We start from the raw sequence: 25,676 nt of genomic DNA on the forward strand, positions 1-25,676 counted from the left end.
GGTGGTGGACACCGCGAACACCGCCGGGTTCGGCGCGGGTGCGGTGATCCAGCTCGTCACGCAGATGGACCACCCGACCCCGGAGCAGATCGCGAACGGCTCCGGTCCACAGGCGCAGTTCTTGTGGTACTCGATCGACGGCGGCCGGACGTTCCGGCCGTACGGCGACACACCGGTGATCCCCAACGGCGGCCGCGGCGCCTTCCGCGACCCGAAGGTCGTCTGGGACTCCGCGCGCGGCCGGTGGGTCGCGGCGATCACTGAAGGAGACCGGATCGGGTTCTTCACCTCGCCGGACCTCAAGGCGTGGATGCGGCAGTCCGAGTTCGCGAGCACCTACGGCACGCTCGAATGCCCGGACCTGTTCCAGCTCCGCGCCGACGACGGCACCACGCACTGGGTGCTGGGCGTGAGCGCCAACGGGCGTCCGTCCGGCAAGCCGGAGACCTACGCGTACTGGACAGGTTCCTTCGACGGGGCCGCGTTCACGGCTGATTCCGCTGTGCCGCAATGGTTGGATCACGGCTTCGACTGGTACGCCGGCGTCACCTGGGAGGATCCGGCCGCGCCGCTGGACCGCCGGTTCGGGATGGCCTGGCTGAACAACTGGGCGTACGCGGACACCACCCCGACCAGGGCCACCGACGGCTTCAACGGAACCGACTCGATCGTCCGGCAGATCTCCCTGAAGCACTACGCGGACGGGTACTCGCTGGTGTCCCAACCGACTTCCGCCCTGGCTTCGCACGCCTCCGCCGTGACGAACCTCGGCGCCATCGAGGTCGATGACGGTCTGGTGCCGTTGGCGTACAAGGGAACCGCGTACCAGCTGGACACGGACGTCAGCTGGACCCAGCTCGACAACATCGGGGTGCAGCTGCGGGTGTCGGCCGATGGAACCCGGCACGCGGACGCCGGGATCTACCGCGACTACAGCTATCTCAACCGGCGGCAGACCGGACAGCCCGATCCCGGCGGCCCGCGAGGCGAGAGCCACGCCCCGTGGAATCCGGCGAAGACCACCGCCCACCTGCGCATCCTGGTCGACCGCACCTCCGTCGAGGTGTTCGTGGACGACGGCCGGTACGTGCACTCGAGCCAGGTGTTCGCCGACCCCTCGGACACCGGCGTCAACCTCTACGCCACCGGCGGCAGCGCCACGTTCGCCAACACGACGATCACAGAGTTCCACGACCTGACCCAGCGCCCGGCGAAGCTGCTCTCGGGATTCGAAGGCTCCACCTACGATCCCGGCTGGACCGCCACCGGCAGCTTCACCGGAACCGGACCGCTGCCCTGGTACCTGCCGGGCATGGTCGGCAACTCGGCGCTGGACACTTTCGCCGGCGGTGGTGACCCGGCCACCGGCACGATCACCTCACCGGCGTTCACTCTGGACCGAGATCACCTGCACTTCCTGATCGCCGGCGGGGACCATCCGCACTCCTCGCCGGGGGAGACCTCGATCAACCTGATCGTGGACGGCCGGGTGGTGCGGACGGCCACCGGCGACGACACCGGGGTGCTCAAGCCGGTCGACTGGGACCTGCGCGGCCTGCAGGGGCAGAGCGCCCGAGTGCAGGTGGTCGACCAGGCCGCCGGCGCGTGGGGGCACCTCATGGTCGACCAGCTGCTGCTGAGCGACTGAGGGATCTACGAGCACACGACGTCGAGCTGGGATGATCCCACCTGCGTGGCCACAGCTCATCGGCATGGCCGGCTTGCCCGGAAGCGGTGGTTGGTTGTGGTACTCGTTGGGTACCGTCCGACAGCCGCTTCGGTTACGGTACGCGGCTTACGAAAGCGGTCGTCCAACCTCTAACGGAGCGTCGTGACCGATCCTCCCGATCTCGACCGCGGTGTGCTCCGCACGCTGCTCACCGACGTGGTCACCGGTGCGCTCGCGCGTGGGGGGCTGAACGGCTGCCTCGACGGCGCGATCGCCAGGGCCCGGCAAATCGGTGGTTGCTGCTCGGTGTTCGTGTTCGACGTGGACCACTTCAAGACCGTCAACGACGCGTACGGGCACGCTCGCGGTGACGTGGTGCTGCGGTCGATCGTCGAGCGGGCCAAGGGCGTGGTCCGCGAAGCCGACGTGCTGGTGCGCTACGGCGGCGACGAGTTCGTGCTGGTGTTGCCGGAGACGGACGCGGTGGAGGCGCTGCAGGTCGCGACCCGGCTGGTGGACGCCATCGGCACCAAGCCGTTTCCCGGGAGTCCGCCGCTGTCGGTGTCGATCAGCCTCGGCCTGGCCACCTTCCCGGACGACGCGGCCGATCGGCAGTCGTTGATCGAGCTCGCCGATCGCCGCAACTACCTGGCCAAGCGCCGCGGGCGGGGCCGTGCGGTCGGCGACGACCTGCAGGCGAGCGGGCGGCGGTCCTCCGAGAGGTTGCTGGAGCGGGACGCGGCGCTGGCGGTGGTGCGCGACTTCCTCGTCCGGCTGGACGTGTCCGGACGCGGCGCGCTGCGGGTGGCGGGCGAGCGCGGCGCCGGGCACAGCAGGTTCCTGGCCGAGGTCGGGAAACTGGCCCGGCTGCGCGGGTTCGAAGTGGTCGACGGGGTCGCGGAACCGGCGGGGCACGCCGAACGGGTGCTGGTGCTCGCCGACACCGATGCCGACCTCGCGGACGTGGGACGGCGGGTGCGGCGGCTGGCCTCCTCCGTGCGGGTCGTCGGGCTGGTGCAGGCGGTGCACGATCCCGCGGGGCCGGTGCCGCAGGCGTTGCCGCTGCTGGACACCGCGGTGCTGACGCCGCTGTCCGAGTCCGCGCTGCACGTGTGGCTGCGCACGACGCTGCGCGGCGAGCCCACACGCGAACTGGTGCACTGGCTGGCCCGGCGCAGCGGTGGCTTCATCGCCCAGGCCGAGCGCGGCCTGACGCAGCTCGCCGGCCGCGGCCACCTGGAGCAGGGCGGCAACGGCGACTGGGGCGTGTCCGCCGCTGCGGTGGCCCGTGCCGACAACGCCCGGCGGCGCCTGCCCGCGGCGGTCAGCAGCCTCGTGGGCCGGGCGCGGGACGTCTCGCGGCTGACCGACCTGCTCGCCGAACGGCGGCTGGTCACGCTGACCGGAGCCGGTGGCATCGGCAAGACCCGGCTGGCGGTCGCCGTCGCCGGGGCCGTGGCGGACGAGTTCGCGGACGGGGCCGTGTTCGTGTCGCTCGCCGAGGCCACCACGACCGAGATGGTGGTCTCCGCGGTCGCCGCCGTGCTGGAGGTGCCGGAGGGCACGAACGAGCCGCTGACCGACGCGGTGATCCGGGCGCTGAGCGGGCTCGAGCTGTTGCTGGTGCTGGACAACTTCGAGCACGTGCTGAGCGCCGGTTCGTTCGTGGCGGCGCTGCTGGCCGCGGCGCCGGGAGTGTGCGTGCTGGCCACGAGCCGGCAGCGCCTGAGGCTCACCGGCGAGCAGGTCTACCCGGTCGGGCCGCTGCCGGTGCCCGACCTGGACCGCCTGCCGTCCCGGCCGGAGGAGGCCGACGAGGCGCTGGCGTCCTGGCCCGCGCTGGCGTTGTTCGTGTCCAGGGCGACCGAGGCCGTGTACGGGCTGACCTTCTCCGCGGCCGACCTGCGCGCCGCGGCCGAGGTGTGCGTCCGGCTGGACGGGCTGCCACTGGCCATCGAGCTCACCGCGGCGAACTGCGACGTCCTTTCGCCGACCCAGATCCTCGCCCAGCTCGACGTCCGGTCGGAGCTGCCCGCCGCCGGGCCCCAGGACCTGCCCGCGCGGCAACGGACCCTGCGCGCGACCATCGACTGGAGCTTCGCGCTGCTCGACGCGGACGACCAGGAGCTGCTGACCCGCCTGGCGGTGTTCGCCGGTGGCTGCACGGCCGACGCCGTCGCCGCGATCTGCCTGCCCTCCGACGAGACCACCGAGAGGCTGGCCAAGCGCCTCACCGGGCTGGTCGACCGCAACCTCCTCGGCGCGCGGCACACCGAGGACGGCCTCAGGTACACGATGCTGGAGACCATCCGCGCCTACGCCGGCGAACGGCTGACGGACGAGCAGGTGACCGCGCGCCACACCTCCTACTTCGCCGAGTTCGCCGCACGCGCGGACCGCGGCCTGGGCGGCCACGACGGAGCGGCGTGGTACGCGCGGGTCAGCCGCGAGTACCTCAACCTGCGCGCGGCGCACACCAGGGCGATGGCGGACGCGGATCTGCTCACCGCCGCGAGGATCGTCCTCGGCGTCAACCGGTTCTGGCAGAAGGGCTGGCACATCCGCGAGGGCAGGGAGTGGCACCGCCGCCTGCTTGCGGAGGACGGGCTGCCAGAGGGCGTTCGCGGCAGGGTGATGGACTCCGCGGCGTTCCTCGCCATCAAGCAGGACGACCAGGCGACCGCCAGGACGCTGGGCGAGGAGAGCCTGCGGATCGGCCGCCGGCTCGGCGACCACGACCTGATGGCCCAGTCGCTCAACGTCGTCGGCCTCGTCGCCAGGCAGAGCGGCGACCTGGACCAGGCCCGCGCGTACTTCGGCGAGTGCGTGGAGATCGAACAAGCGCACGGGAAACGCGACAACGTCCTGGCCGCGGCGCGCGGCAACCTGTCGATCATCGCCCGCTTCGAGGGCGACCTGCACACCGCGCGCGACCTGATGCGGCACAACGTCGAGCTGGACCGCGTGGTCGGCAACCTCCGCACGCTGCTGCTGGACCTCGTCGGCCTGGGCGACGTCTGCGTGGACCTGCGCGACGCCGCCGCCGCCCGCCCGCTGCTCACCGAAGCCGTCGAGATCAGCAGGCAGATCGGCGACATGGGCGGCGAGGCGTACGCCTGCCACATCCTCGGCCGCCTCACCCGGCTGGAAGGCGACCCGGTCGAGGCCTACCGCCTCTACACCGCCGCCATCCGCATCCACCACGGGTTCGGCGACCGGTTCGCCGTCCTCTACACGCTGAGCTCGCTCGTCGACCTGCTCAGCACGGTGGACGCCACCTCGGCCGCCAGGATGCTCGGCGCCGTCGAGGTGATCCGCGAGCAGGACGGCTCACCGATGACCAAGCACCAGCTGGCCGTCCGGGACGGCACGGTGCGCCGCATCCGTGCCGTGCTCACCGACGCCGAACTGGACGCCGCGACGGCTGCCGGAGCCGCGATGGACCTCGACGCCCTGGTCGCCTGCGCCTTCGAGGTGGACCCGGCCGCGTTCGCCTAGTGGCACCGCGGAATCGGCATTGGCAGGTCACGCGATCTCCGCCGGCCGCACGCCGAGCGAACCGGAGTGGTCCAATGAAGGATGAGCACTTCGGGCGACAACGCCGACCGGATCCGTCAGCAGGACGAGATCGACAGCGAGGTGGCCGCGTCGGCCGCGGCGATCTCGTCGCGGACATCCGGGGATGAGCGCGATCGTGCCCTGGATCGCCGGGAGGCGGGACTGGACGAGCGTGAGCAAGGTCTGGACGGCCGCGAGACCGAACTGGATGAGCGCGAGGCGGCGCAACGGCGTCGCGGTCATGCGATGGAGGATCGGGAAGTCCGGGCTGAACGGCGAGACCTGGACGCCGACCAGCGAGAGATCGACGTGCAGACCGCATGGCCGGTGAGTGAAGAGCCGGTGTGACATGACGGGGTTCAGTTCCTCGTCTTCGGTGGCGTCGTCGAACTCGGGCGCGTGTTTCCCGCACACCCCTGCCGGTGAAGTTGTGGCAGGACGCGCAGCGGGCCGCCTGGCCGGCGGACAGCTCCGACCGATCGGGGACCGAACCGTTTCGGCTGCCGCTCCGAACCCCTGGTGTGGACCCGGGGAAGGGGTGCGATGGAGCTCGTGCGGCCGCGGACTGCGGAGTCAGTGCCGGAACAGGTCGGCCCGGAACTGCTGGAACAGGTGGCGCGAGGTGACCAAGCTGCGTTCGGGCGGCTTTACGACCTCATGTCCGGCAAGGTGTTCGGGCTGATCCGGCGAGTGCTGCGGGACGAGGCCCAGTCGGAGGAGGTGTTCCAGGAGGTCATGCTCGAGGTCTGGCGCAAGGCCAGCCGCTTCGACACCGCACTGGGCAGCCCGTCCGCGTGGATCATGACCATCGCGCACCGCCGTGCCGTGGACCGGGTGCGCTCGGCTCAGGCCGCGGGAGACCGCGACGTCCAGGCGGCCCGGCTCGAGGTCGACACGCCGTTCGACAACACGAGCGAACAGGCGGCCAGTCGCCTCGAGCAACGGCAGGTGCGGCGGTGCCTGAGCTTCCTGACCTCGTTGCAGCGGGAGTCGGTGCTGCTCGCCTACTACCAGGGTTACACCTGTCCGGAAGTCGCGAGCCTGCTGAGGATCCCGCTCGGCACGGTCAAGACGCGGATGCGGGACGGCCTGATCAGACTGCGTGACTGCATGGGGGTGTCGGCATGAGCCTCATCGAACTGCACCAGTTGTCCGGTGCGTGGGCGATGAACGCCTTGGACGACAACGAGAACAAGGCCTTCGAACAGCATCTGCGCGAGTGCGAGAGCTGTGCGGCCGAGGCCGCGGAACTGCGGGAGACCGCGGCACGCCTCGGCGCGGTCACCGAGCACGCGCCGCCTCCTGCGCTACGAGCGCGTGTGCTCGCGGTCGCGGCGCAGACGCGCCAGCTCCCACCAGCGACACCGCCGTCGGAAACCCGGGCGTCGGCGGTGCTTGCCGAACGGCGATGGCTCAAGCGACTCGGTGTGCTCGCCGCCGCCGCGAGCGTGCTCGCTGCGGTGGCGCTTGGCACACAGGCCGTGCGCAGCAACAACGAGCTGTCGCGCGAGGTGGACGCGTTGCGTCAGGTCACCGCCGAGTACAACCAGCTGGCCGCGCTGATGTCCTCTCCCGGCGCCACAACGGTCAGCAGGTCCGTGGAGCACGGTGGCACCGGCATGGCCGTGTACGCGCCCAGCCAGAACAAGGTCCTGTTCCTGGCTGGCGGACTTCCCCAGTTGCCCGCGGACCGGTCGTACCAGCTGTGGGTGGTCGCCGCGGACGGACCGCAGTCCGCCGGGGTGCTGCCCACGGGCGGCAAGTTGCCGCCGATGGTGATGGAAGCGCTTGCGGGGACCGAGAAACTGGCGTTGACCGTCGAGCCGCGCGGAGGGTCGAAGGGGCCGACGACCGCGCCACTGGTAGTGCTTCCGCTGGCGGTCTGACCAATCCGTTCGCCCGGCGGCTGCGAACTACTGGTGTGAAGGCAACACGAACCGTCCTCATCGGACTGGTGTCCGTGGCGGCGGCACTGGCGGCGGGTCATCTCGTCGCCGCACTGGTGAACCCGCTCGCGTCGCCGTTCCTCGCCGTCGGCAACACCGCCATCGACCTGACCCCGCACCCGGTCAAGGACTTCGCGGTCCGCACGTTCGGCGAGAACGACAAAGTGGTGCTGCTGGCCGGAATGGCTGTCGTGGTGGCCGGGCTCGGTGTGGTGGCGGGCCTGGTGTCCCGCCGCGGTCCCTGGCCCGGCACGCTGATCGCGCTGCTGCTGGGCCTGCTCGGTGTCGGTGCGGTGCTGGCTCGCCCGACGACGACACCGCTCGCCGTCCTCGCCCCGGTGACGAGCCTCGTGGTGGGCGTCGTCGCGTTCCGCCGGCTGCATTCGCGGGCGGCACCGCAGGACATGGCGGAACGCAGGCGTTTCCTGCTGTCGACGGCGGCGGTGGCCGCGGGTGCGGGCCTCGCCGTGACGGCAGGGCAGCTGCTCACCGCCCGGGTGGACGTGGAGTCGTCTCGACGCGGAATCAGGTTGCGGCCACAGGAGAACGCGCCGGAGATCCCGTTCGGCGCGGACTTCTCCCGCGAGGGAACGCCGGCGTTCCTCACGCCCAACCAGGATTTCTATCGCGTCGACACCGCGCTGACGGTGCCCAGGCTGCGCGCGGAGGACTGGCGCCTGCGCGTGCACGGCATGGTGGACAACGAGATGGTGCTCACCTACGACGACCTGCTGCGCCGCCCGCTGGTCGAGAGGACCATCACGCTGGTCTGCGTGTCGAACGAGGTCGGCGGCCCGTACATCTCCACGTCGAACTTCATCGGCGTCTCACTGCCGGACCTGTTGCGCGAAGCGGGTGTGCGCCCCGGCGCGGACCAGCTCGCCACCCGCAGCGCCGACGGCTGGACGTGCGGCACACCGGTCGCCACGATCATGGCGCCCGGCAGCAACGCGATGCTCGCCGTCGGCATGAACGGCGAACCGCTGCCCGTCGAGCACGGTTTCCCGGTGCGCATGGTCGTGCCGGGCCTGTACGGCTTCGTCTCCGCGACGAAGTGGCTGGTCGATGCCGAGCTCACCACCTTCGGCGCGTTCGACCCGTACTGGGCACAACGCGGCTGGGGCAAGAAGGCCCCGGTCAAAACCATGTCCAGAGTGGACAGACCGAAGCCGTTCGAGAAGGTGCGCGCCGGCAGGTTCGTCGCGGCGGGCGTGGCCTGGGCCCAGCACACCGGGATCGACCGCGTGGAGGTGCGCGTCGACGGCGGCCCGTGGCAACAGGCCACGATCAGCACCGAGGTCAACGTCGACACCTGGCGCATGTGGCGGGTCGAGCTCGACCTCGCGCCCGGTGGTCGGACGATCGAGTGCAGGGCCACCGACCGGACCGGCCACGTGCAGACGAACGACCGCGCCAACCCGATTCCGGACGGCGCAACGGGATGGCACTCGATCGCGTTCACCGCTGTGACCAACCCGTGACCGAGATACGCCAATCCGTCCGGCACTGCACACCGAATACCTGATGTAGCACCGGAAAGCACACCGGTGACCATCCACAAAGGAGTGATCTGCATGCGCACGACCAAGCGACTGGCCGCAATCGGTCTGTTTGCCGCGGCGGCCCTCTCGCTGGCTGCCTGCGGCGAATCGTCCTCCACCGGCAGCGGCTCGTCCAGCACCGCGGCACCCACGACCACCACGTCGGCTTCGGCGGCGATGAGCGACGGCGTCACCAAGACGTCCGACACGTTCGGCGCAGGCTGTGCGAGCCTGCCGAAGGAGTCGGGCAACAAGGGCTCGCTCGAGGGCATGGTCACCGATCCGGTCGCGACCGCCGCGAGCAACAACCCGTTGCTCACCAAGCTGGTCGCCGCGGTGAAGGCCGCAGGACTCGTCGACACGCTGAACAAGACCGACGGCAAGTACACCGTCTTCGCGCCGTACGACCCGGCGTTCGAGGCCCTCGGTGCCGACGCGCTGAACGCGGTGCTGGCCGACAAGACCAAGCTGACCGGCATCCTGACCTACCACGTCGTGCCGCAGCGCATGGACAAGGACGGCATCCTCAAGGCCGCCTCGCTGCCGACCGTGCAGGGCGGCACCCTCAAGGTCGAGGGCAGCGGCGACAACGTGACCGTCAACGGCGCCAAGGTGTTGTGCGGCAACATCCCGACCGCCAACGCCACCGTGTTCGTCATCGACAAGGTCCTCATGCCGGCCGCCTGACCACCACACCCCGGTGAGGGAATGCCGGGACATCCCGACGGATGTCCCGGCATTCCGGTCGTCAACGTTGAGTGGCGTTGTCCAGCAGGCTTTTCGCGACGTCGCGGAGTTTGACGTTCTCGTTCTGCGACTGCTGCACGAGCATGGTGAAGGCTTCGTCCGCTGTGCAGGAGTGCACCGCCATGAGAACGCCCTTGGCCTGTTCGATCACCGCTCGCGAGACCAGTGCGGTTTCGAGTTGCTTGATGTGTTCGCGGGATCGTTGCCACTGGTGGGCGTTGGTGATCGCGGCGCTGGCGGCCGTGGTGAACAGCCGCATCACGCTTTCCCGTCGCGGTGTAGCTGTAGATGTTGAGCGACCCGACGTGCGTGGCGTCGTTGCGGTCCGAGGCCGGCAGCACGACGGGTACGGACAGATAGGCGCGCACACCGTGCTGGTCCGCGGCCGCCTCGAACTCCGGCCAGGTGTCCTTGTTCTCACCGACGACCGCGCGGACGACGTGGAGCGTGCGCGCGGCCTCCAGGCACGGACCGCGGTTGGCGCCGTACTGCTTCTCGTCGATCTCGACGAGCGTCTCGTCGCTGGCGGCGGCGGTTCTGGGTTGCTGAGGACTGACGGTGATGGTGACGGCGTCGGCGTCCTGGATCGCTCTCGCCGCGGTTTCGGCCAGTCGCTGCAGGACCTCGTCGAGGGGTTCCTCGGCGGAGAATCCGTCGCGCAGCATCGCCAGCGCGGCGGTCGCCTCGTCCAGGCGCTCCACCGGATCCTGCCGGTCCGAGCCGGCTGCGTGTGCTTCTTCCTGCCCACGCAGAATCGTCAGGTCGTCCATGCCGCGTCGCCTTTCACCGAGAGCGAGGTCACGGCGCTGGATGCTCAACGCTCGCAGCGAATGGTACGGCTCGGAGGCTTTCGGTGGCTGCGTCAGTCCGGGTGGACACCGATGGGCCGCCTTCGGAGGATGTCCGGAAACGGCCCCATCGCGTCGCCTGTCCTGCCGACCTGCCCCTGGCGATGTCATGGCCTAATCTGGTTGATATCCCTGACGCAGTTCGGTCTACGCAAGGAGTCAACGTGCGTCTCGAGCCTGACGCGGAGCAGGCACTCGTCTTCGTCGTGGCGCTGTGCAACACCGATCCGTCGGCCTCGCGCAGTGGCACGGACGAACTGGCCACGGTCGATCACCTCAGGGCTTTGCTCGGTCGCTACCCCTTCACGGGCCGCATTGACCACGACGAGGAGGAACTGCAGGACGTTCGTCGCACGCGTGCCCTGCTCAGGCAGGTGTGGTCGCTCGGTCGCGACGACGCCGCCGAGGCCGTGAACAAGATGCTCCGCGACGCCAAGGCACTCCCGCATCTCGTGCGGCACGACTCCCAGGACTGGCACGTCCACGCCACCGAGCCGAGCTCTCCGCTCGCGGAACGAATCCGGGTGGACGCCGCGCTCGGCTTGCTCGACGTGATCCAGATGAACGAGATGGACCGCCTGCGGATCTGTGCGGCCGACGATTGCGCCGGTCTCGTACTGGATCTGTCCCGCAACGGCCTCAAGCGGTTCTGCAGTGTGCGGTGCGGCAACCGGATGAACATGATCGCCTTCCGCGAACGCCGTGCGGACCGCGAATGAGCGGTGCTCGCCAAGTGTCCACAATGGATTTTGGACAATTCTGTTGCGCTGAGACAAAAACACTTCTGCGGGCCGGTGAACGGGGTCCGGGTACCGCGGCCGGGAATCAGGACCGCTTCGGCCGCCGTCCCTCCGAGACGGTGGCGACCACGCCGAGCACCAGGGTGATCGCGCCACCTCCCAGGATCGCCACGCCGGGGGAGGTGTAGGTCATCACCAGGGCGGAGGTTGCGGCCACGATGCTGTAGCCGACGCCGGTGGTCGCGTACATGAGCGCGTAACCGGCGGTGTGCGCGGAGGCGGGTAGTGCGTCGCGCAACGAGAGGTTGCGGGTCACCAGCACCGCCGACTGGAACATGCCGCCGACGGCGAGTGCGATCCCGATGCCGACAGCGCCTGGCGCGACCGCCACGAGGGTGAGCGCGGTGGTGGTGACGAGCAGGCTGACGAACGCCTGCACGCGGCGGCTGGCCGGCCAGGTCCGCCTGCCGTAGAGGTAGCCGCCGAGGACGCCCGCCACCCAGAACGTCGCCAGCAGCGGGGCCACCGCCCGCACCTCGATGCCCTTCGACTCGACCAGGGCCGGCAGGACCAGCTCGACGATGGCCACCATCGCCATGGAGGCGGCGGCCGTCAGGTAACTCGGCCACGCCGACGCCAGCACCTTGGTCGACGTGGTGCCACCTGGCGGTGCTTCCTCGGTTCTGCCCTCCGGCAGGAAGAAGACGACAACCGCGACTGCCACCACGTCGAGTGCCGCGGCCACCGCCATCGGGGTACCGGGGCTGACACCGGTGGCGACGAATGCCACCACCACCGGGGCCATGGCCCACACCAGGCCGTTCAACGAGACCTCGGCGCTCAGCACTTTCGAGACGTCTTCCTCCGGCACGAGCCGCGTGAGGATCGCGCGCAGACCACCGGGCGAGGCCGCTGGGCCGAAGCCGGAGAGGAACGTCAGCACGAACAGCGCCGGTGCCGGCAGCGTCTCGCCCAGGGACAGCGCGCCGTACGCGAGCGCGCCGGCCCCCAGACCGAACGCGAGGTGCAACCGTGCCCGCTCCGGGTTGAACCACACTCCGAGCAGGGGTGCGCCGACCACCTCGGACACCACCCACAGAGCGGCGAGGGTGGCACCCAGCGCGTATCCGCCCGGCATCTCTCTCGCCAGGAACACGAACGCGAGTGGTGCCATCGCGATCGGCAGCTTGTTCGCCAACGCTGCTGCCGTCCACACGAGCACTGGTTTCGTGACGATGCTGCGGTAGCCGACCGTGGCCATCAGGCGTGAGTTCCTCTCACCCGTTCGAGATCATCCGGAAAACGCGTCCACCAGCAGCCGTTCGGTCGCCTCGGCCGAGACGAGGTCCTCGCCGACGACGCACACCTCGCCACCCAGACCGTCGCCGTGGCTGCCGTACACCGGAATGATCACGCCGGTGCGCGTGGCGGGGTCGTACGCCAGCCCCCGGTCGCCCAGTACGCGCAGCGCCTCTGGGAACTCGGGGAACGCGCAGTCACGGCGCTCGATCAGGCACCGCTCGGTCAGGTGGTCGCCGCCGATGACCCGCTGGCCGATCCGGAACAGGTGCGTCGAGCCGCCGTGGCGCGCGTTGAACTCGTTGAACACGATCCGGCCGTCCGCCGTGAGCATCGCGTCGATGTTGGTCAAGCCGCGGTATCCCATGGCGCGCATCGCCTCCGCGAGGCGTGCCAGGTCGGCGAGGAAACCGGGGAACGCGGGTGCTCCGGATGCCTCTGGCGGGGCCGGGATCACCACGCCGTCGAGGATCGGTGCCAGCCGGATCTGGCCGTGCCCGAACACCTCGACACCGTCGGCGCTGATGTCGGCCTCACCCCACAGCGACACCGATCCCGGCAGGTATTCCTCGAGGACCACCCGGCGCCGCAGGCCCGAGGTGTACCAGGACCAGCGCTCGCCGACGTGGGCCACGAGCGACTCCCGGCTCGGCAGGACCTTCCAGTGCAGTGCCCCCTGCGCCTCGATGCCGGCCGCCGGGCTGAGGATCTCGTTGCCGAGACCGGCGACGTGGACGTCCTGCTTCACGATCGCCGAACGGCCGGTGCCGAGCAGGCCACAGAGGAACTCGATCGCGTCGTCCGCCACGTCGGTCACGATCCCGTCGGCCAGCGGCAGCCCGATGCCCGCCGCGATCGCCCGGAACACCACCTTGCTGTTGAGCAGCTCGTTGCCGCCCTGGTCGACGAACGCGAACCCGTCCGCGGTGAGACCGAGCCGGTTGATCAGCCGGTTCACGTAGTCGTCGAGGTAGAAGGCCTCGACCTGGCGGATCCCGCGTTCGGTGATCACCTCGCCCAACTCGGCGACGAACGCGGGGGCCTCCAGCCGGTCGCTGGTGAGCACATCCGTGAGCTTGCCCTCAGGCGGTACCAGCACGTGGACGTCGTCCGGCCCGAAACCGAGCAGGTCCGTCACGTAGGCGAGAAAACCGGGTGCGGGGTGGAACGGCAGCACGACGACGTCGCCGGGGCCGGCGCTCCAGATCATCCGCTGCCCCTGGGCACCGACGTGCCTGCGGCTCTCGTCGGTCATGTGCTCGAGTTCCGGTTCGTTCGACCAGTTGCCGATGAGCAGCTTCGGCATGAAACGGGCTCCTTCGCACTCTCGCGGCCGTTGTCGACGGTGTTCCGGTTCAGAAGAAGGTTCGCACGAAATCCACGACCGTTTCACCCCTCACGACCGGGATGAGCTGCCACTTGTCGAACGCGGTGCAGGGGTAGGCGAGCCCGAGACCCATCCAGTCGCCGATCCGCACGTCGGCGTCGGGGCCGAGCCGGACGAACGCGTGCTGGTCGTTGATCTCCTTCATCGTGCAGTCGCGCAACGGCAGCATTTTGCGCGCCGACCTGCGCACGACCTGCGGTTCCGGCATCCACGCGTCGAACGACAGGTCGCGCTTGCCCGCCGTGAGCAGGGCCAGGCCGTGCTCCGGCCGTGAGGTCACCCTGGCCCACGCCCGCAGCGCCGGCCGCAGCTGTCCGGGCTCGCTGCGGGAGAACGGGGACATCCAGCGGTAGAAACCGTCGTCGTGCGCGATGTAGCAGCCGCTGCGCAGAACCGGCACCACGTCGAGCCCGTTCTCCCACGGCTGGGTGAGCCGGTCGGCCACCTGGTCGAAGAAGCAGCTGCCACCGGCGCTCACCACCACCCTGTCGGTCTCGAACAGGCCCAGCCGGTGCAGCTTCTCCGTGACGTTCCGCATCCGGCGCAGGAACTCGTCGACGATCGCGAGGCTGTGCGGTGACGGGTCGTTGACGAGCACACCCTCGTAGCCCGCGACACCGGCCAGTCGCAGCCGCGTGCTCGCGGCGATCTCCTTCGCGGTCGCGAGAGCGTCCGCCTCGGAACGCGCGCCCGCGCGACCACCGGTGCGCCCGATCTCGACGAGCACGTCGACCGGCCGCGTGCCCGGCCTCGCGGCCAGCGCCTCGCTCATCCGCGTCACCACCTCCGGAGAGTCGGCGAAGCAGCTGAACTCGAACGTCTCGTCGCGGTCGAGCTCGTCGGCGACCCAGTGCAGGGACGGCGCGTCGACGAGCTCGTTCGCGAACAGCACCCTGGACACGCCGAAACGGCGATAGACGCGCAGCTGAGCCGCGTTGGCCGCGGTGAGACCCCACGCGCCGGCGTCGAGCTGCCTGGCCCACAGCTGCGGTGCCATGGTGGTCTTCGCGTGCGGGGCCAGCAGGACGTTCTTCTTGGCGCACCACGTCGCCATCGCCGTGACGTTGTGGTCGAGCGCGCCCTCGTCGAGGGTGAGCAGCGGGCCGAGGAAACCGTCGTCGAAGAGGTTGAGCCGCTGGGCGGCCACCTCGGCGACCGTGCGGCCCTCCGCGCTCACCGGCAGTCCCTTGAACCGCCAGTCGATCACCTCGTGCGCCAGCGCGTCCACCTCGGTCCGATCAATCACCCGCGACCTCCCCGGATCGTTGCCGGAAGTAAGGTTGCCACAGCTGGCAAAGCGTGGCAATGTGACTGGCAAATAAGTGCCAAGCTGAAGGGTGCAGGGGCTATGACCGATACCATCTCGCCTGCCGTCGACGTCGGCATCAGGCGAATGACCGGCTTCGTCGGCGCCGAGATCACCGGCGTCGACACCACCAGGCCGCTGAGCGACGACACCATCGCGACGTTGCGCAGGGCCCTGCTGGAGCACAAAGTGATCTTCCTGCGCGGCCAGCGGCTCGACTACGAGAGCGAGGTGGCGTTCGCGCAGCGGTTCGGCGAGCTCACGCTCGGCCACCCGCTCTACGGCGGCCCCGAGGGCAAGCCGCTGCTGCGGGAGATGGACTCGAAGGGTGAGGGCACGCGTGCGAACCACTGGCACACCGACCTGACCTACCTGGAGCGCCCACCGGCCTTCGCGTTCCTGCACAACGTCGTGTGCCCGCCGGTCGGTGGGGACACCATCTGGTGCAACACCGCGGTCGCCTACTCCCGGCTGCCGCAGGATCTGCGTGACCTCGCCGACCGGCTGCGGATCGTGCACTCCAACGACGCGGACTTCACCGACGACACCTACGACGGTGACGCGCGGTCGCGCTACCTGGAGCACCAGTTCGAGGCCGAGCACCCGGCGGTCCGCGTGCACGAGGAGACCGGGGAGCGTTCGTTGCTGCTCGGCGGTTTCGCGCGGCGCGTGCAGGGGTTCAGCCCCCAGGCGGGGCGCGACCTGATCCGGATGCTCACCGAGTACGCCATCAAGCCGGAGCACACGGTGCGGTGGAAGTGGCAGAAGGACGACCTGGTGATCTGGGACAACCAGGCGACGCTGCACTACGCCGTCTACGACTACCACGGCCAGCACCGCAGGGGAGAGCGGGTGACCGTGGGCGGTCCCGTGCCGGTCGGCGTCGACGGCAGCCCCAGCGTCGTCCTCCGCGGGGACACGTCGGCGTATACGGCCGGTCTCACCCGCTGACGTCCTCGCCGCCCGCTCCGGACGGCAGACCGCGCGTCCGGAGCGAGGCGGACCCACGACCTGGGGGTGACCGTGAGCCTCGTGTCAGAAGGCCAGCACGACCTGGACTTCAGCAAGCTCTCGCCGGAGATCCGCAAGCAGCTCCGCGCGTTGTGCCGGCTGGACAACCACCACGGCGTGCTCGGCCTGCTCTTCGACTACGCGGTGATCGCGTTGTCCGTGTACCTGTGTGTGGGCGTCTCCTACTGGTTCTACCCGGTCTCGCTGGTGCTGATCGGGTCGACCCAGCGCGCGCTGGTGAACATCCTGCACGAGTCGTCGCACAAGGTGCTGGCGCGCAGCGGATGGCTGAACGTCCTGCTGGGCACCGTGTTCTCCGGGCACCTCGTGTTCCACATGTACAACCCGTACCGCAGCTCGCACATCGGCTTCCACCACCGGTTCCTCGGCGATCCGGAGAAGGACCCGGACTTCGGCTTCCACAACGAGGTGGGCGTCTACGATCCGGCGACCTCCAATCGGACGTTCTTCCTGCGCAACGTGCTGCTGGCGGTGCTCGGCCTGCGCACGGCCGAGTACGTCCGGTACGTGGTGGAGGACCGGCTGTTGTTCCGCCAGGACCAGGTCGCCGTGTCGATGCCGATCAGCCTGCGCGCCGAGCGCTGGGTGCTGGGCGGGGTGTGGGCCGTGATCATCGGTGTGGTGGCGTACCTCGGGTACCTGCCGGAGCTGGCGCTGTTCTGGTTCGTGCCGCTCTTCACGACCGCGGTGGCGATCGGCTGGCTCTCCGAACTGGCCGAGCACTACCCGCTGCCGGAGAGCGAGAACAAGCAGATCCTGATGACCCGCAACCGGCACGGGTGGGCGCTGGAAAGGTTCCTGCTCGGCAGGCACAACGACAACTTCCACCTGGTGCACCACCTCAACACCGGTGTGCCCTTCTGGAACATGAAGAAGGCGCACCGCGTGCTGATGGGCGACCCCGCGTACGCGCGCTGGGACAGCCTGTGGGCGGGCATCATGACCCGCTCGCCCGGCAGGAGGGATAGGGAGACCCTCGTGAGCTACGCGGCGAAATACCGGAACTGGCGGCGCGCGGGCGGCGACCCGAACGCGTTGCCGCGCAGTTTCGCGTTGCCGCGCAGTTTCGCGGAGCTGGCGGCGCTGCGGACCGAGGTCGCCTGATGGGCGCCAGGATCCACCTGAACACCGCGGGCGCCGGACTTCCGGCGCCCGCGGTACTCCCCGTCATGACCGCCTACCTCGCGGAAGAGGCGGAGGCCGGCCCCTACGAAGCCGAAGCCGCCCACGCGAAACAGCTCGAACACGACGTGTACGGCTCGCTCGCGAGGCTCGTCGGCACGGATCCGGCCGAGATCGCGTTGTTCGCCAGCGCCACCGACGCGTGGTGCCGGGTGGTCTGCAACCTGCGGCTGCCCACGGGCAGCCGGATCTGGTGCACCCCGTACGAGTACGCGGGCAACCTGATCGCCCTGCAGCACCTGGCCGCCCGGCACGGCTGCACGCTGGAGGTCGTGCCGACCGATCCGGCAGGCGACCTCGACCTGGCCTGGATGGCCACGCACCTGGACGACCGGGTGAGCCTGGTGTCGTTGGTGCACATGCCTTCCGGTGCCGGCATCGTGCTGCCGGTGGCGGAGGTCGGCGCGCTGCTGGCCGGATCGCGCGCCGTCTACGTCGTCGACGCCTGCCAGACGACCGGCCAGCTGCCGATCGACGTGCGCGCGATCGGCTGCCACCTGCTCACCGCGGCCGGCCGGAAGTTCCTGCGCGGCCCGCGCGGCAGCGGATTCGCCTTCGTCGCCCGCTCCCTGTGGGACCACGTCGAGCCGCAGTTCCACGACCTGCACGTGGCCGAGGTGAGCTCTCTGCACGATCATCGCCTCACCACCGGCCGCGCGACCAGGTTCGAGACGTCCGAACGCAACAACGCGGTCGTGCTGGGCCTGCTCGCCGCCGCCGACCACGCGGCTTCGCGGCCGGGCGGAGCGTCGGCGGAGGTGTTCTCGGCGTTGCTCGACGCGGTGGCTTCGACGCCGGGCGCGCGGTTGCTCGCGCCGGGCGGCACGCGGGCGGGCATCGTGTCGTTCGCGCACGCCGACGTGCCCTCTGAGCGGATCACGGCCGCGCTAGCGGAGGACGGAGTGACCGGGTGGGTGGCGCTCGGTTCGCACACGCCGCTGAGCCTGGCCGGGTTCGCCCGGTTCGTGCGGCTGTCGGTGCACCACTACACCGAGGTCGCGGACGTCGAGGTGGCGGCGGGGGCGCTGCGGCGCGCGGTCAGCTGATCGCCGCCGCCAGCTCCTCCTCCGCCCACCGGCGGGCCACCTCCCGATCGGCGAGCACCTCCTCCGGCTCACCGACCAGGTAGACGTTCCCCGCCGACGTGAACATGTCGAACGTGCGCCGCACCCGCTGCCCGAGCGCGATCCGCGACTTGCCGGAGTGGAAGGTTTTGAGGTGGCGCAAGGCGTCCCAGTCCGGTTCGCGCGTGAGCACCCCGGTGCGCGGGCACAGCAGGATGACCGACGAGCACGCCGCCCGCACCGGGGCGACCGGCGGGTGGGCCGCGCGGTAGCGGTCCGGGCCGATCAGCGCGCGCACGGTGTCGACGACCTGGTTGGTGCCCAGCGCGGCTGTTGTGGCGGAAAGGTCGATTCCGCCGTGGAAGCGCGGGGAGACCTCGACCAGTTCCGCACCGCCCGGCGCGTCGATCAGTTCCAGGTGAGCGGGGCCCCAGCGGAAGCCGAGCGCGTCCAGCACCGCACGAGCCGCGGTCACGACCCGCGCGCCGCCGTCGTCGAGGGGATCGGTGAGTTCGAAGTAGTCGTAGACGTTCGCACCCTCCTGGCGGCGCTTGACCGTGCGCCACACCTCCAGGACGCGGTGCCAGCCGTCGGCGCTCACCGTGTTGACCATGTACTCCTGGCCGGCCAGGAAGCCCTCGACGAGCACGGTGGTGTTGGGCGCGCCGAAGATGTTCTCCGCGCCGAGAACGGCCGCGGCCGCCTCCCGGACCTCGCCGGCGGTCGCGCAGATGCGGACCCCGTCGGTGCCCGCGCTGCCCGTCGGCTTCACCACCACCGGCCACCGGCCGCGGGCAGTGCACCACGCCCGCGGGCAGTGCACCACGCGACCGCCTCGTCCGCCGATCCCACCTCGGCGTGAGCGCGCACCGGTACCCCGGCGTCCCGTAGCGCGCCGAGCATCGCGGCCTTGTCGCGGCGTGCTCGGGCGAGGTGTTCGTCGTTGCGGGTCGGGACGTCCAGCTGTGCGGCGAGGTCGCTCGCCAGTTCGCTGCCGGAGTCGAGGCCCGGCAGCACGTGCGCCACCCGGAACGCCGCGAGCCGGTCGAGCAGGCCGGCGTCCGCGGCGAGGTCGGCCAGGTAGAGCTCGGGAGAGTGGGTGGCGCGCAGCGCGGGCACGCGCTGTTCACCGGACGACACGTGCACGCACCTCATGCCGTGCGCGAGGAACGCCGGTGCCAGGAACGATGCGGTCGAGTAACCGTCGACGACGACGGCCACGCGGTCATTCTGCGGAGTCGCGGGCAACGGGCGCCGCCTCCTTCCTGGCGTCACCCGGCGCGCGGGCGAGCAGTCGTTGTTGTGCCACACCGATCACGGCGGCGCAGCCGAGATAGGCGAGCGCACCGCCGAGCAGGCCGACGACGTCGACGAGCAGTCCGAACCCGACCAGAGCGACGCAGAGCACGCCGGGCAGCACCACCGTCCGCAGCGCGGCGATCTCCTCGATGGCCGCCAGGGGAGCGCGGTGCACCAGCAACGCGGAGAACCACACGAAGCCGACCTCGAACAGCACGACGAAGAGCCCGTAGGTGGCGAAGCTGGCGGTGACGCCGGTGACGATCGACGCCACGATCAGCAGGGCGGCCGGCGCGACGAGCAGCACCCACGCGGCGGCCGCCGACAGAGTCGGACGGGAGCTGACCGAGGCGAGCAACGCGCCCACCCCGAGCGCCACCGTCGTGACGATCGCGAGCGCCGCCACACCGGCCGAGTCCAGGCCGAGGTGCTCGATGGACAACGCGGTGCGGCCGATGTTGTGCAGCGCCTGGGGCGCGGTCGTGGCCGCCAGCAGCACGAACGCCCGCAACAGCAGCGGGTTCGCCCGCACCGTGGCCAACGCGCCCGCCAGCACGTCCCGGCCGCGCGGTGCGACGGGGTTGTGCCTCTCGCGGGGCAGCCGCGCGCACGCGAGCACCACCGCCGACACCAGCAACGTGCCGGTGTTGATCAGCATGATCGTGGTGAGCGGGACCGTGCCCAGCAGCAACGTGCCCGCCAGCGCCCCGATCGCGGCCCCGTAGAGGCGGGCGGCCTCGCAGTGCGCGACGCCGCGCGCCACCACGTCCTCCGGCAGCGTGCGTTTGAGCGCGATCGGGGTCCCCGACCTCGTGACCGCGTCGAGGAACGACCGCACCAGCAGCAACCCGCCCGCGACCAGGGGCGCGGGACCGACCAGCAGGCCGATGCCCAGTGCCGCCACGGCGGAGACGCCCTCGGCGGCCACGACGAGATGCCGCGGCGCGAACCGCACGCACAGGCTCGCGAGCAGCGGTGCGAGCAGCACCGGCATCAGCCACTGCGTTGCCGACACCGCGCTCGCCGCCAGGTTCAACCCGGTGCGCTCGTAGACGGCGATGGACAGCGCGAGGATCGTGAGCACCGTGCCGGACGAGCTGACCAGGGTCGACGTCCACAGCAGGATGAACGGCCTCGAGCGCATGAGGGTGGACATGCCGTCAGTACCTCGTGCAGTACAGCGCGTGGTGCTGTTCATCATCCAGCCCCTTCACGTCGCGCACGTCCGCGCGTTTCACGGCTTCGTAGATCTCCAGCAGGGGTGAGCCGAGCACGGACGTCAACAGCTCGTCGCGCAGCAGCTCGTCGAGCGCCTCCTCGAGCGAACCGGGCAGCCTGGCGACCCCGCGGGCCGTGAGCTCGTCGCCGGACAGGGTGTTCGGGTCCTCCGCCATCGGGCCGCCGGGATCGAGCCGGCGTTCGACGCCGTCGAGCCCGGCGTGCACGACCGCCCCCAGCGCGAGATAGGGGTTCGCGGTGGCGTCGCACGGTTTGAACTCGACGTTGACCGACCCGCTTTCATCGCCGCGCAGCCGGGACGGCACCCGCACGGCGGCCTCCCGGTTGTCCAGTCCGTAGCAGGCGAACGCCCCGGCGAACATGCCTCGCTGGAACCGCCGGTAGCTGTTCACACTCGGGGTCGTCAGCGCCAGCAACCCCGGCAGGTGCGCGAGCACTCCGCCGATGAAGTGGCGGGCGGTGGCCGACAGCCCGAGGCCGTCGGCGGGATCGGCGAAGACGTTCCGTCCGTCGTGCCACAGCGAGACGTGCAGGTGGTTGCCGTTGCCCCGGAACCCCGGCTTCGGCACCGGGGCGAACGTGGCGCGCAGGCCGCGCGCACGGGCGAGACCGCGGGTGAGGACCCGCTGCCACACGTGCTCGTCGGCGGCACGAAGGGCAGGGGCCCTGCCGATCGTCAGCTCGTGCTGGCCCGCCGCGAACTCCGGGTGGTACACCTCAGGTTCGAGACCCTGCGCCCGCAATGCCCTGATCAGCGCCACCACCAGGTCGTTCGTGGCGTCGAACCCGTCGTTGTCCGCGGTCAGGCTGTCGTCGAACGGGACCGTGCCGCCATCGGGTGCCTCGCGCAGCAGCGTGAACTCCGGCTCGAACGCGGCCACCACGTCGAACCCGAGTGCCTCCGCCCGCGCGACCGCGCCGCGCAGGAACGTCCGCGGGCACGCGCCCCACGGTGTGCCGTCCTGCCGCAGCAGGTCCGACAGCACGGCGGCGGAGCCGGGTGCGTGCGGCAGCAGGCCGAACGTGCGGTGGTCCGCCATCACCCGGACCTCCTCCATCCCGTCCACCTCCGGCACCGGAGCCGCCCGGTCGCAGAGCGCGGCCGCCTGCCTCATCGTGGCCATGCCGATACCGGAGTGCATCCTGGCGGCATAGGCGGACCGCGTCACGCCTTTGCCGCGCACCAGTCCGTTCAGATCCACCCACAGGAACCGGATCAGCTCGACGCCGGGCGGCAGGCCGGGGGGCGTGGTCACCGGCTCGCCTCCAGCACCCGGCGCACCCAGTCGGCGCGGGCCCGGCGCGCGGTGCGCGAGACGACCGCCTCAGGCACCCATTGGTCGAAGCTGTGGAACGCGCCGGACCACACGTGCAGCTCGGCCTCGCCACCCCGCAGCCAGATCCTCGTGGCGTAGGTGACCGCCTCGTCCCGCAGCGCCTCGACCGAGCCGACGTCGATGTAGGCGGGTGGCAGCCCGGTCAGGTCACGGGCGCGGGCGGGCGCGGCGTACTGCGTCACCTCCGCCGTGGCGATCCGGTCGCCGAGCAACGCGGTCCACCCGGCGCGGTTCGACCTGCCGTCCCACAGCCCGACATCGGCCATCTGCGTCTGTGACGGTGCCTCGCAGCGGTCGTCGAGCATCGGGCACTGGAGCATCTGCCCGATCAGCCGTGGACCGCCGCGGTCCCGTGCGAGCAGCGCCAGCGCGGCGGAGAGGCACCCGCCGGCGCTGTTGCCGCTCACCAGCACGCGGCCGGGGTCGAGGTTCAGCTCCTGTGCGTGCTCGACCGTCCACACCAGGCCCGCGTAGCAGTCCTCGACCGGGCCGGGATGCGGGTGCTCGGGCGCGAGCCGGTAGTCGACGGCGACCACCGCGAGCTGGAGCTCCTCCGCTCGTTCCAGCTCCTCGGCGAGTTCCGCGGTGCGCGGGCTGCCCGCGACCATCCCGCCGCCGTGCGTGTTGTAGACGACCGGGTGCGGGCCGGGGCTCCGGGTGGGTGTGCAGATCAGCAGCGGCACCTCACCCGCGGTGCGTTCGACGAGCTCGAACGCACCGCCCCGGCGGATCTCGTCGTCGGTGAGCTCGCCCGCCTTGGTGCGCGCCCGCCGGTCCGCGATGAGCTCGTCGGTGAGCGGCATCGGCATCCTCGCCCGGATCTCCCGGATCGGCTCGGCCAGCTCCCGGTCGAACGGGGGAGGTGTCCTGGTCACGTCCGCACCGCCGGCAGGGAGCGCTCGATCAGCTCGAACGGCGGGCGTGCGGACAGGTAGAAGTGGTCGCCGGGCAGCACGTGCTCCTCGAAACGGCCGGACGTGAGCTCGGGCCACGGCCGCCGGTCCGCGTCACCGTCCACGTCGCCGAAGATCGACGTCACCGGGCACCGCAGCTTCGGCTCGGGGGCGTTGTCGTAGGCGTGGAACATGCGGCTGTCCGCCAGCACGTAGGGCAGCACCAGCTCCTGGAAGAACGGGTCGGCCACCAGTTCCGGGTCGGTGCCGTCGATCCCGCCGAGCGCCGCCGCCAGCACCGCCGGGTCGGACTCGTCGTCGGACACCGGCTGCCGCGGTGGCAGCGGCGCGTTGCGGGACCCCGAGACGAACAGGTGCGCCACCGGCACCCCGCGGGCCTCGAGGCCGCGCGCCGTCTCGAGCGCGACCGGAGCCCCCAGGCTGTGGCCGAAGAGCGCGAGCGGGCGGTCCGCGAGCGGCAGGAGGGCCTCGGCGATCTGCGTGCCGAGCAGGCGCAGGTCCCGCGGCAGCGGTTCGTCGATCCGCTCACCGCGGCCGGGATAGCGCACGGCGTGCACCTCCACGTTCGGCAGGCCCGCACCCCAGCTCCGGTAGAACGACGCCGATCCGCCCGCATGGGCGAAGCAGATGAGCCGCTGGCCGGCGTCGGGGTTCGGGTGCGGGCACTGGAACCAGATGTTCGTCATCAGGCCGTCTCCCTGGTGGTGCGTTGGCGCCGCGCCTGGAGCGCGCGGCGACGGGCGTCCTGGCGGTAGTCCGCGTGGTCCTGACCGGCTCCTGAACCGCTGATCAGTTCCGTCTGGGCGGTCACCGTGGTGTGCCGGAACAGCGCGACCACGGACGGCCTGGTGCCGGTGTGCCGTTCGAGTGCTTCCTGCAGCTCGAACATGGCGAGCGAGTGGCCGCCGATGTCGAAGAAGTTCGCGTCCACCGGCACGTCCGGCATCTTCAGCACTTCGGCCCAGGCGGCCGCCACGCTGGTGGCGGTGCCGGTAGGGGGCGCGGTGCCGGACCCGTCCGGCACGTCCGCCGGAGCTCCGTCGGCCAGCTCGCGCAGCCGCACCCGGTCGACCTTGCCCGCGAACGTGCGCGGCAGCTGGTCGAGCACGTCGATCCGGACCGGCACCATGGCCTGCGGCAGCCGGATCGCGAGCTGGTCGCGCAGCCACGACCCGGTGACCGTCGCGTCCGCCCGGACGAACCCGAGGAGCTGCGTGTGCGCCTGGTTGGGCACCACCGCCGCGTCCCGCACGCCGGGCAGGTCGTGCAGCGCGGACTCGACGGCACCGAGCTCGATCCGGTGCCCGCGCACCTTCACCTGGTGGTCGCGCCGGCCGAGGAACTCGAGCGTCCCGTCGCGGGCCCACCGCGCCCGGTCACCGGTGCGGTACATGCGGCCGCCGGTGAACGGGTCGTCCACGAACACCGCCGCGGTCGCCTCCGGCCTGCCGAAGTAGCCGCGTGCCACACCCGGCCCGCCGACGACCAGTTCGCCTTCCTGGCCCTGCGGTACCGGCCGCAGGTCGTCGTCGAGCAGGTGCAGCACGGTGCCGGGGACCGGGCCGCCGATCGACACCGGGCCCTCGCGGTCGTACCAGCGGTAGGTCGCCCACACCGTCGCCTCGGTCGGGCCGTACTCGTTGACCAGCGCCACCGGCTGGGCGTGCGCGCTGAAGTGCCGGCGCAGCAACGATTCCGGCAACGACTCGCCCGCCACGACGACGGTGTCCAGCGAGTCGAGCCCGCCCGTCCGCCGGGCGGCGTCGAGCAGCACCGCGTAGAGCGACGGCACGCAGAGCAACTGGGTCACCCCGTGCTCGCGCACCAGCTCGGCCAGGCGGGCGGGGTCGCGCACCTCGTCCGCGGTGGCGACCACGAGCGTGCCGCCCGCGGTGAGCGTGCCCCAGATCCCCGCCACGGACGAGTCGAACGCGAGGGGGGAGAGCAGCAGGAACGTCGGCCGGCCGGGGTAGACCTGGTGCCGCGCGAGGGTCGAGGCGGTGAGCTGGCCGTGTTCGACGAGCACACCCTTGGGCTCGCCGGTGCTGCCGGAGGTGTAGATCAGGTAGGCGGGATCGCCCTGGGCGGCGGGCGGCGCGGTGAACGCCTGCGGCCGCGCGGACTCGGTGACCGGGAACGCGGGGAAGCCCGCGAGCCGTTCGTCGTCCGGTATGTCCGTGAGCACTCCGGTGACGCGTGCGTCGGCGAGCACCTCCCGCACGCGCCGGGCGGGCTGCCCGTGATCGACCGGCACGTAGGCCGCGCCGGCGCGCAGCACGCCGAGCGCCGCGGCGACCATCGCGGCCGACGGAGCGACGAGCACGCCCACGCGGTGGCCGGGACCCGCTCCGGCGGCGACCAGGCGTGCGGCGATCGTGTCCGCCCAGGCGATCAGCTCGCCGTAGGTGAGCGTCCGGCCGCCGGCGCGCACGGCGGTCCTGCCGGGCGCTGTCCGCGCGATCAGGTCGCAGACCGACGCCCACGCCCTGGGAGGCAAGGGCGCACCTCGCACCCCGTGCGTGCTGTGGTCTACGCGTTCGGGCAATGACATCGAGTCCCCCAGGTAGT

22 protein-coding genes and 1 pseudogene are annotated in these 25,676 nt (G+C 71.0%); 11 read left to right on the forward strand and 12 right to left on the reverse strand.

From position 1 onward, the window contains the following. From UK23_RS32270 to UK23_RS32300, 7 genes are all read left to right on the forward strand, one after another. Positions 1 to 1,648 (forward strand): glycoside hydrolase family 32 protein (locus tag UK23_RS32270; RefSeq protein ID WP_045315488.1); only part of this gene is annotated, 1,648 nt, incomplete at its 5' end. Positions 1,649 to 1,831: 183 nt separating this feature from the next. Next, positions 1,832 to 5,167: a diguanylate cyclase gene (locus UK23_RS32275; RefSeq protein ID WP_045315489.1), complete on the forward strand. Its 3,336-nt coding sequence runs from the start codon at positions 1,832 to 1,834 to the stop codon at positions 5,165 to 5,167. A gap of 81 nt (positions 5,168 to 5,248) precedes the next feature. Next, the gene (locus tag UK23_RS52055; RefSeq protein WP_156213534.1) at positions 5,249 to 5,575 is read left to right on the forward strand and encodes a hypothetical protein; all 327 of its coding nucleotides are present in this window, start codon (positions 5,249 to 5,251) and stop codon (positions 5,573 to 5,575) included. Between the two features lie 195 nt (positions 5,576 to 5,770). Beyond that, positions 5,771 to 6,355, forward strand: coding sequence for an ECF RNA polymerase sigma factor SigK (gene sigK, locus UK23_RS32285; RefSeq protein WP_045315491.1), 585 nt, complete (start codon positions 5,771 to 5,773; stop codon positions 6,353 to 6,355). Beyond that, positions 6,352 to 7,113 carry an anti-sigma factor gene (locus UK23_RS32290; RefSeq protein ID WP_045315492.1) on the forward strand — a complete coding sequence of 254 codons (762 nt, stop codon included), beginning with the start codon at positions 6,352 to 6,354 and terminating at the stop codon, positions 7,111 to 7,113. The genes sigK and UK23_RS32290 overlap by 4 nt, the downstream gene beginning before the upstream one ends. A gap of 35 nt (positions 7,114 to 7,148) precedes the next feature. Then, positions 7,149 to 8,654, forward strand: a complete 1,506-nt coding sequence (locus UK23_RS32295; protein WP_231114783.1) for a molybdopterin-dependent oxidoreductase — start codon at positions 7,149 to 7,151, stop codon at positions 8,652 to 8,654. Positions 8,655 to 8,747: 93 nt separating this feature from the next. After that, positions 8,748 to 9,401, forward strand: a complete 654-nt coding sequence (locus UK23_RS32300) for a fasciclin domain-containing protein (protein ID WP_045315508.1) — start codon at positions 8,748 to 8,750, stop codon at positions 9,399 to 9,401. A gap of 61 nt (positions 9,402 to 9,462) precedes the next feature. Here the strand turns inward: UK23_RS32300 and UK23_RS54125 are convergent, their stop codons facing one another. Further along, complete coding sequence (locus tag UK23_RS54125; RefSeq protein WP_231114784.1) at positions 9,463 to 9,720, reverse strand: ANTAR domain-containing response regulator; 258 nt, start codon at positions 9,718 to 9,720, stop codon at positions 9,463 to 9,465. 136 nt (positions 9,721 to 9,856) lie between these two features. Further along, positions 9,857 to 10,420 (reverse strand): annotated as a pseudogene (locus tag UK23_RS54850) (hypothetical protein); the annotation flags it as partial. Positions 10,421 to 10,473: 53 nt separating this feature from the next. On the opposite strand from UK23_RS54850, the gene UK23_RS32310 reads away from it, so the two are divergent. After that, positions 10,474 to 11,028, forward strand: a complete 555-nt coding sequence (locus UK23_RS32310) for a CGNR zinc finger domain-containing protein (protein WP_196777974.1) — start codon at positions 10,474 to 10,476, stop codon at positions 11,026 to 11,028. A 106-nt stretch (positions 11,029 to 11,134) separates the two neighbouring features. On the opposite strand, the gene UK23_RS32315 is transcribed toward UK23_RS32310, so the two are convergent. From UK23_RS32315 to UK23_RS32325, 3 genes are read right to left on the reverse strand one after another with little or no spacing between them, the layout of a single operon-like run. Continuing rightward, positions 11,135 to 12,310 (reverse strand): MFS transporter, encoded by a 1,176-nt coding sequence (locus UK23_RS32315; RefSeq protein ID WP_045315493.1) that lies wholly within the window; start codon positions 12,308 to 12,310, stop codon positions 11,135 to 11,137. A 30-nt stretch (positions 12,311 to 12,340) separates the two neighbouring features. Then, on the reverse strand, positions 12,341 to 13,654 hold the full coding sequence (locus tag UK23_RS32320) for a peptide ligase PGM1-related protein (protein WP_052685253.1): 1,314 nt from the start codon (positions 13,652 to 13,654) through the stop codon (positions 12,341 to 12,343). A gap of 49 nt (positions 13,655 to 13,703) precedes the next feature. Continuing rightward, positions 13,704 to 14,981: an amino acid deaminase gene (locus UK23_RS32325; RefSeq protein ID WP_045315494.1), complete on the reverse strand. Its 1,278-nt coding sequence runs from the start codon at positions 14,979 to 14,981 to the stop codon at positions 13,704 to 13,706. A gap of 102 nt (positions 14,982 to 15,083) precedes the next feature. Here UK23_RS32325 and UK23_RS32330 point away from each other — a divergent pair, with 102 nt between their 5' ends. The 3 genes from UK23_RS32330 (at position 15,084) to UK23_RS32340 (ending at position 18,301) form a co-directional block, all read left to right on the forward strand. Next, on the forward strand, positions 15,084 to 15,992 hold the full coding sequence (locus UK23_RS32330; protein ID WP_045315495.1) for a TauD/TfdA dioxygenase family protein: 909 nt from the start codon (positions 15,084 to 15,086) through the stop codon (positions 15,990 to 15,992). 81 nt (positions 15,993 to 16,073) lie between these two features. Further along, positions 16,074 to 17,177 (forward strand): fatty acid desaturase family protein, encoded by a 1,104-nt coding sequence (locus UK23_RS32335; protein ID WP_045315511.1) that lies wholly within the window; start codon positions 16,074 to 16,076, stop codon positions 17,175 to 17,177. Continuing rightward, positions 17,177 to 18,301 carry an aminotransferase class V-fold PLP-dependent enzyme gene (locus tag UK23_RS32340; protein WP_045315496.1) on the forward strand — a complete coding sequence of 375 codons (1,125 nt, stop codon included), beginning with the start codon at positions 17,177 to 17,179 and terminating at the stop codon, positions 18,299 to 18,301. The genes UK23_RS32335 and UK23_RS32340 overlap by 1 nt, the downstream gene beginning before the upstream one ends. On the opposite strand, the gene UK23_RS32345 is transcribed toward UK23_RS32340, so the two are convergent. Genes UK23_RS32345 through UK23_RS32375 form a run of 7 tightly spaced genes read right to left on the reverse strand, consistent with a single transcriptional unit; the run spans position 18,294 to position 25,605 of the window. Continuing rightward, complete coding sequence (locus UK23_RS32345; RefSeq protein WP_196777975.1) at positions 18,294 to 19,094, reverse strand: ATP-grasp domain-containing protein; 801 nt, start codon at positions 19,092 to 19,094, stop codon at positions 18,294 to 18,296. The genes UK23_RS32340 and UK23_RS32345 overlap by 8 nt on opposite strands. Next, positions 19,088 to 19,540 (reverse strand): hypothetical protein, encoded by a 453-nt coding sequence (locus UK23_RS32350; protein ID WP_045315498.1) that lies wholly within the window; start codon positions 19,538 to 19,540, stop codon positions 19,088 to 19,090. The genes UK23_RS32345 and UK23_RS32350 overlap by 7 nt, the downstream gene beginning before the upstream one ends. A gap of 4 nt (positions 19,541 to 19,544) precedes the next feature. Further along, a complete protein-coding gene (locus UK23_RS32355; protein WP_045315499.1) occupies positions 19,545 to 20,774 on the reverse strand; it encodes an MFS transporter in 1,230 nt (409 codons plus the stop codon). Between the two features lie 4 nt (positions 20,775 to 20,778). After that, the gene (locus UK23_RS32360; protein ID WP_045315500.1) at positions 20,779 to 22,113 is read right to left on the reverse strand and encodes a glutamine synthetase family protein; all 1,335 of its coding nucleotides are present in this window, start codon (positions 22,111 to 22,113) and stop codon (positions 20,779 to 20,781) included. Further along, on the reverse strand, positions 22,110 to 23,069 hold the full coding sequence (locus UK23_RS32365; RefSeq protein ID WP_045315501.1) for an alpha/beta hydrolase: 960 nt from the start codon (positions 23,067 to 23,069) through the stop codon (positions 22,110 to 22,112). The genes UK23_RS32360 and UK23_RS32365 overlap by 4 nt, the downstream gene beginning before the upstream one ends. After that, the gene (locus UK23_RS32370; protein ID WP_045315502.1) at positions 23,066 to 23,794 is read right to left on the reverse strand and encodes a thioesterase II family protein; all 729 of its coding nucleotides are present in this window, start codon (positions 23,792 to 23,794) and stop codon (positions 23,066 to 23,068) included. The genes UK23_RS32365 and UK23_RS32370 overlap by 4 nt, the downstream gene beginning before the upstream one ends. Further along, complete coding sequence (locus UK23_RS32375) at positions 23,794 to 25,605, reverse strand: non-ribosomal peptide synthetase (protein WP_196777976.1); 1,812 nt, start codon at positions 25,603 to 25,605, stop codon at positions 23,794 to 23,796. Before UK23_RS32375 ends, UK23_RS32370 begins: the two co-directional genes overlap by 1 nt. Positions 25,606 to 25,676: the final 71 nt, after the last annotated feature.

Source organism: Lentzea aerocolonigenes (assembly GCF_000955955.1).
Classification (GTDB): domain Bacteria; phylum Actinomycetota; class Actinomycetes; order Mycobacteriales; family Pseudonocardiaceae; genus Lentzea; species Lentzea aerocolonigenes_A.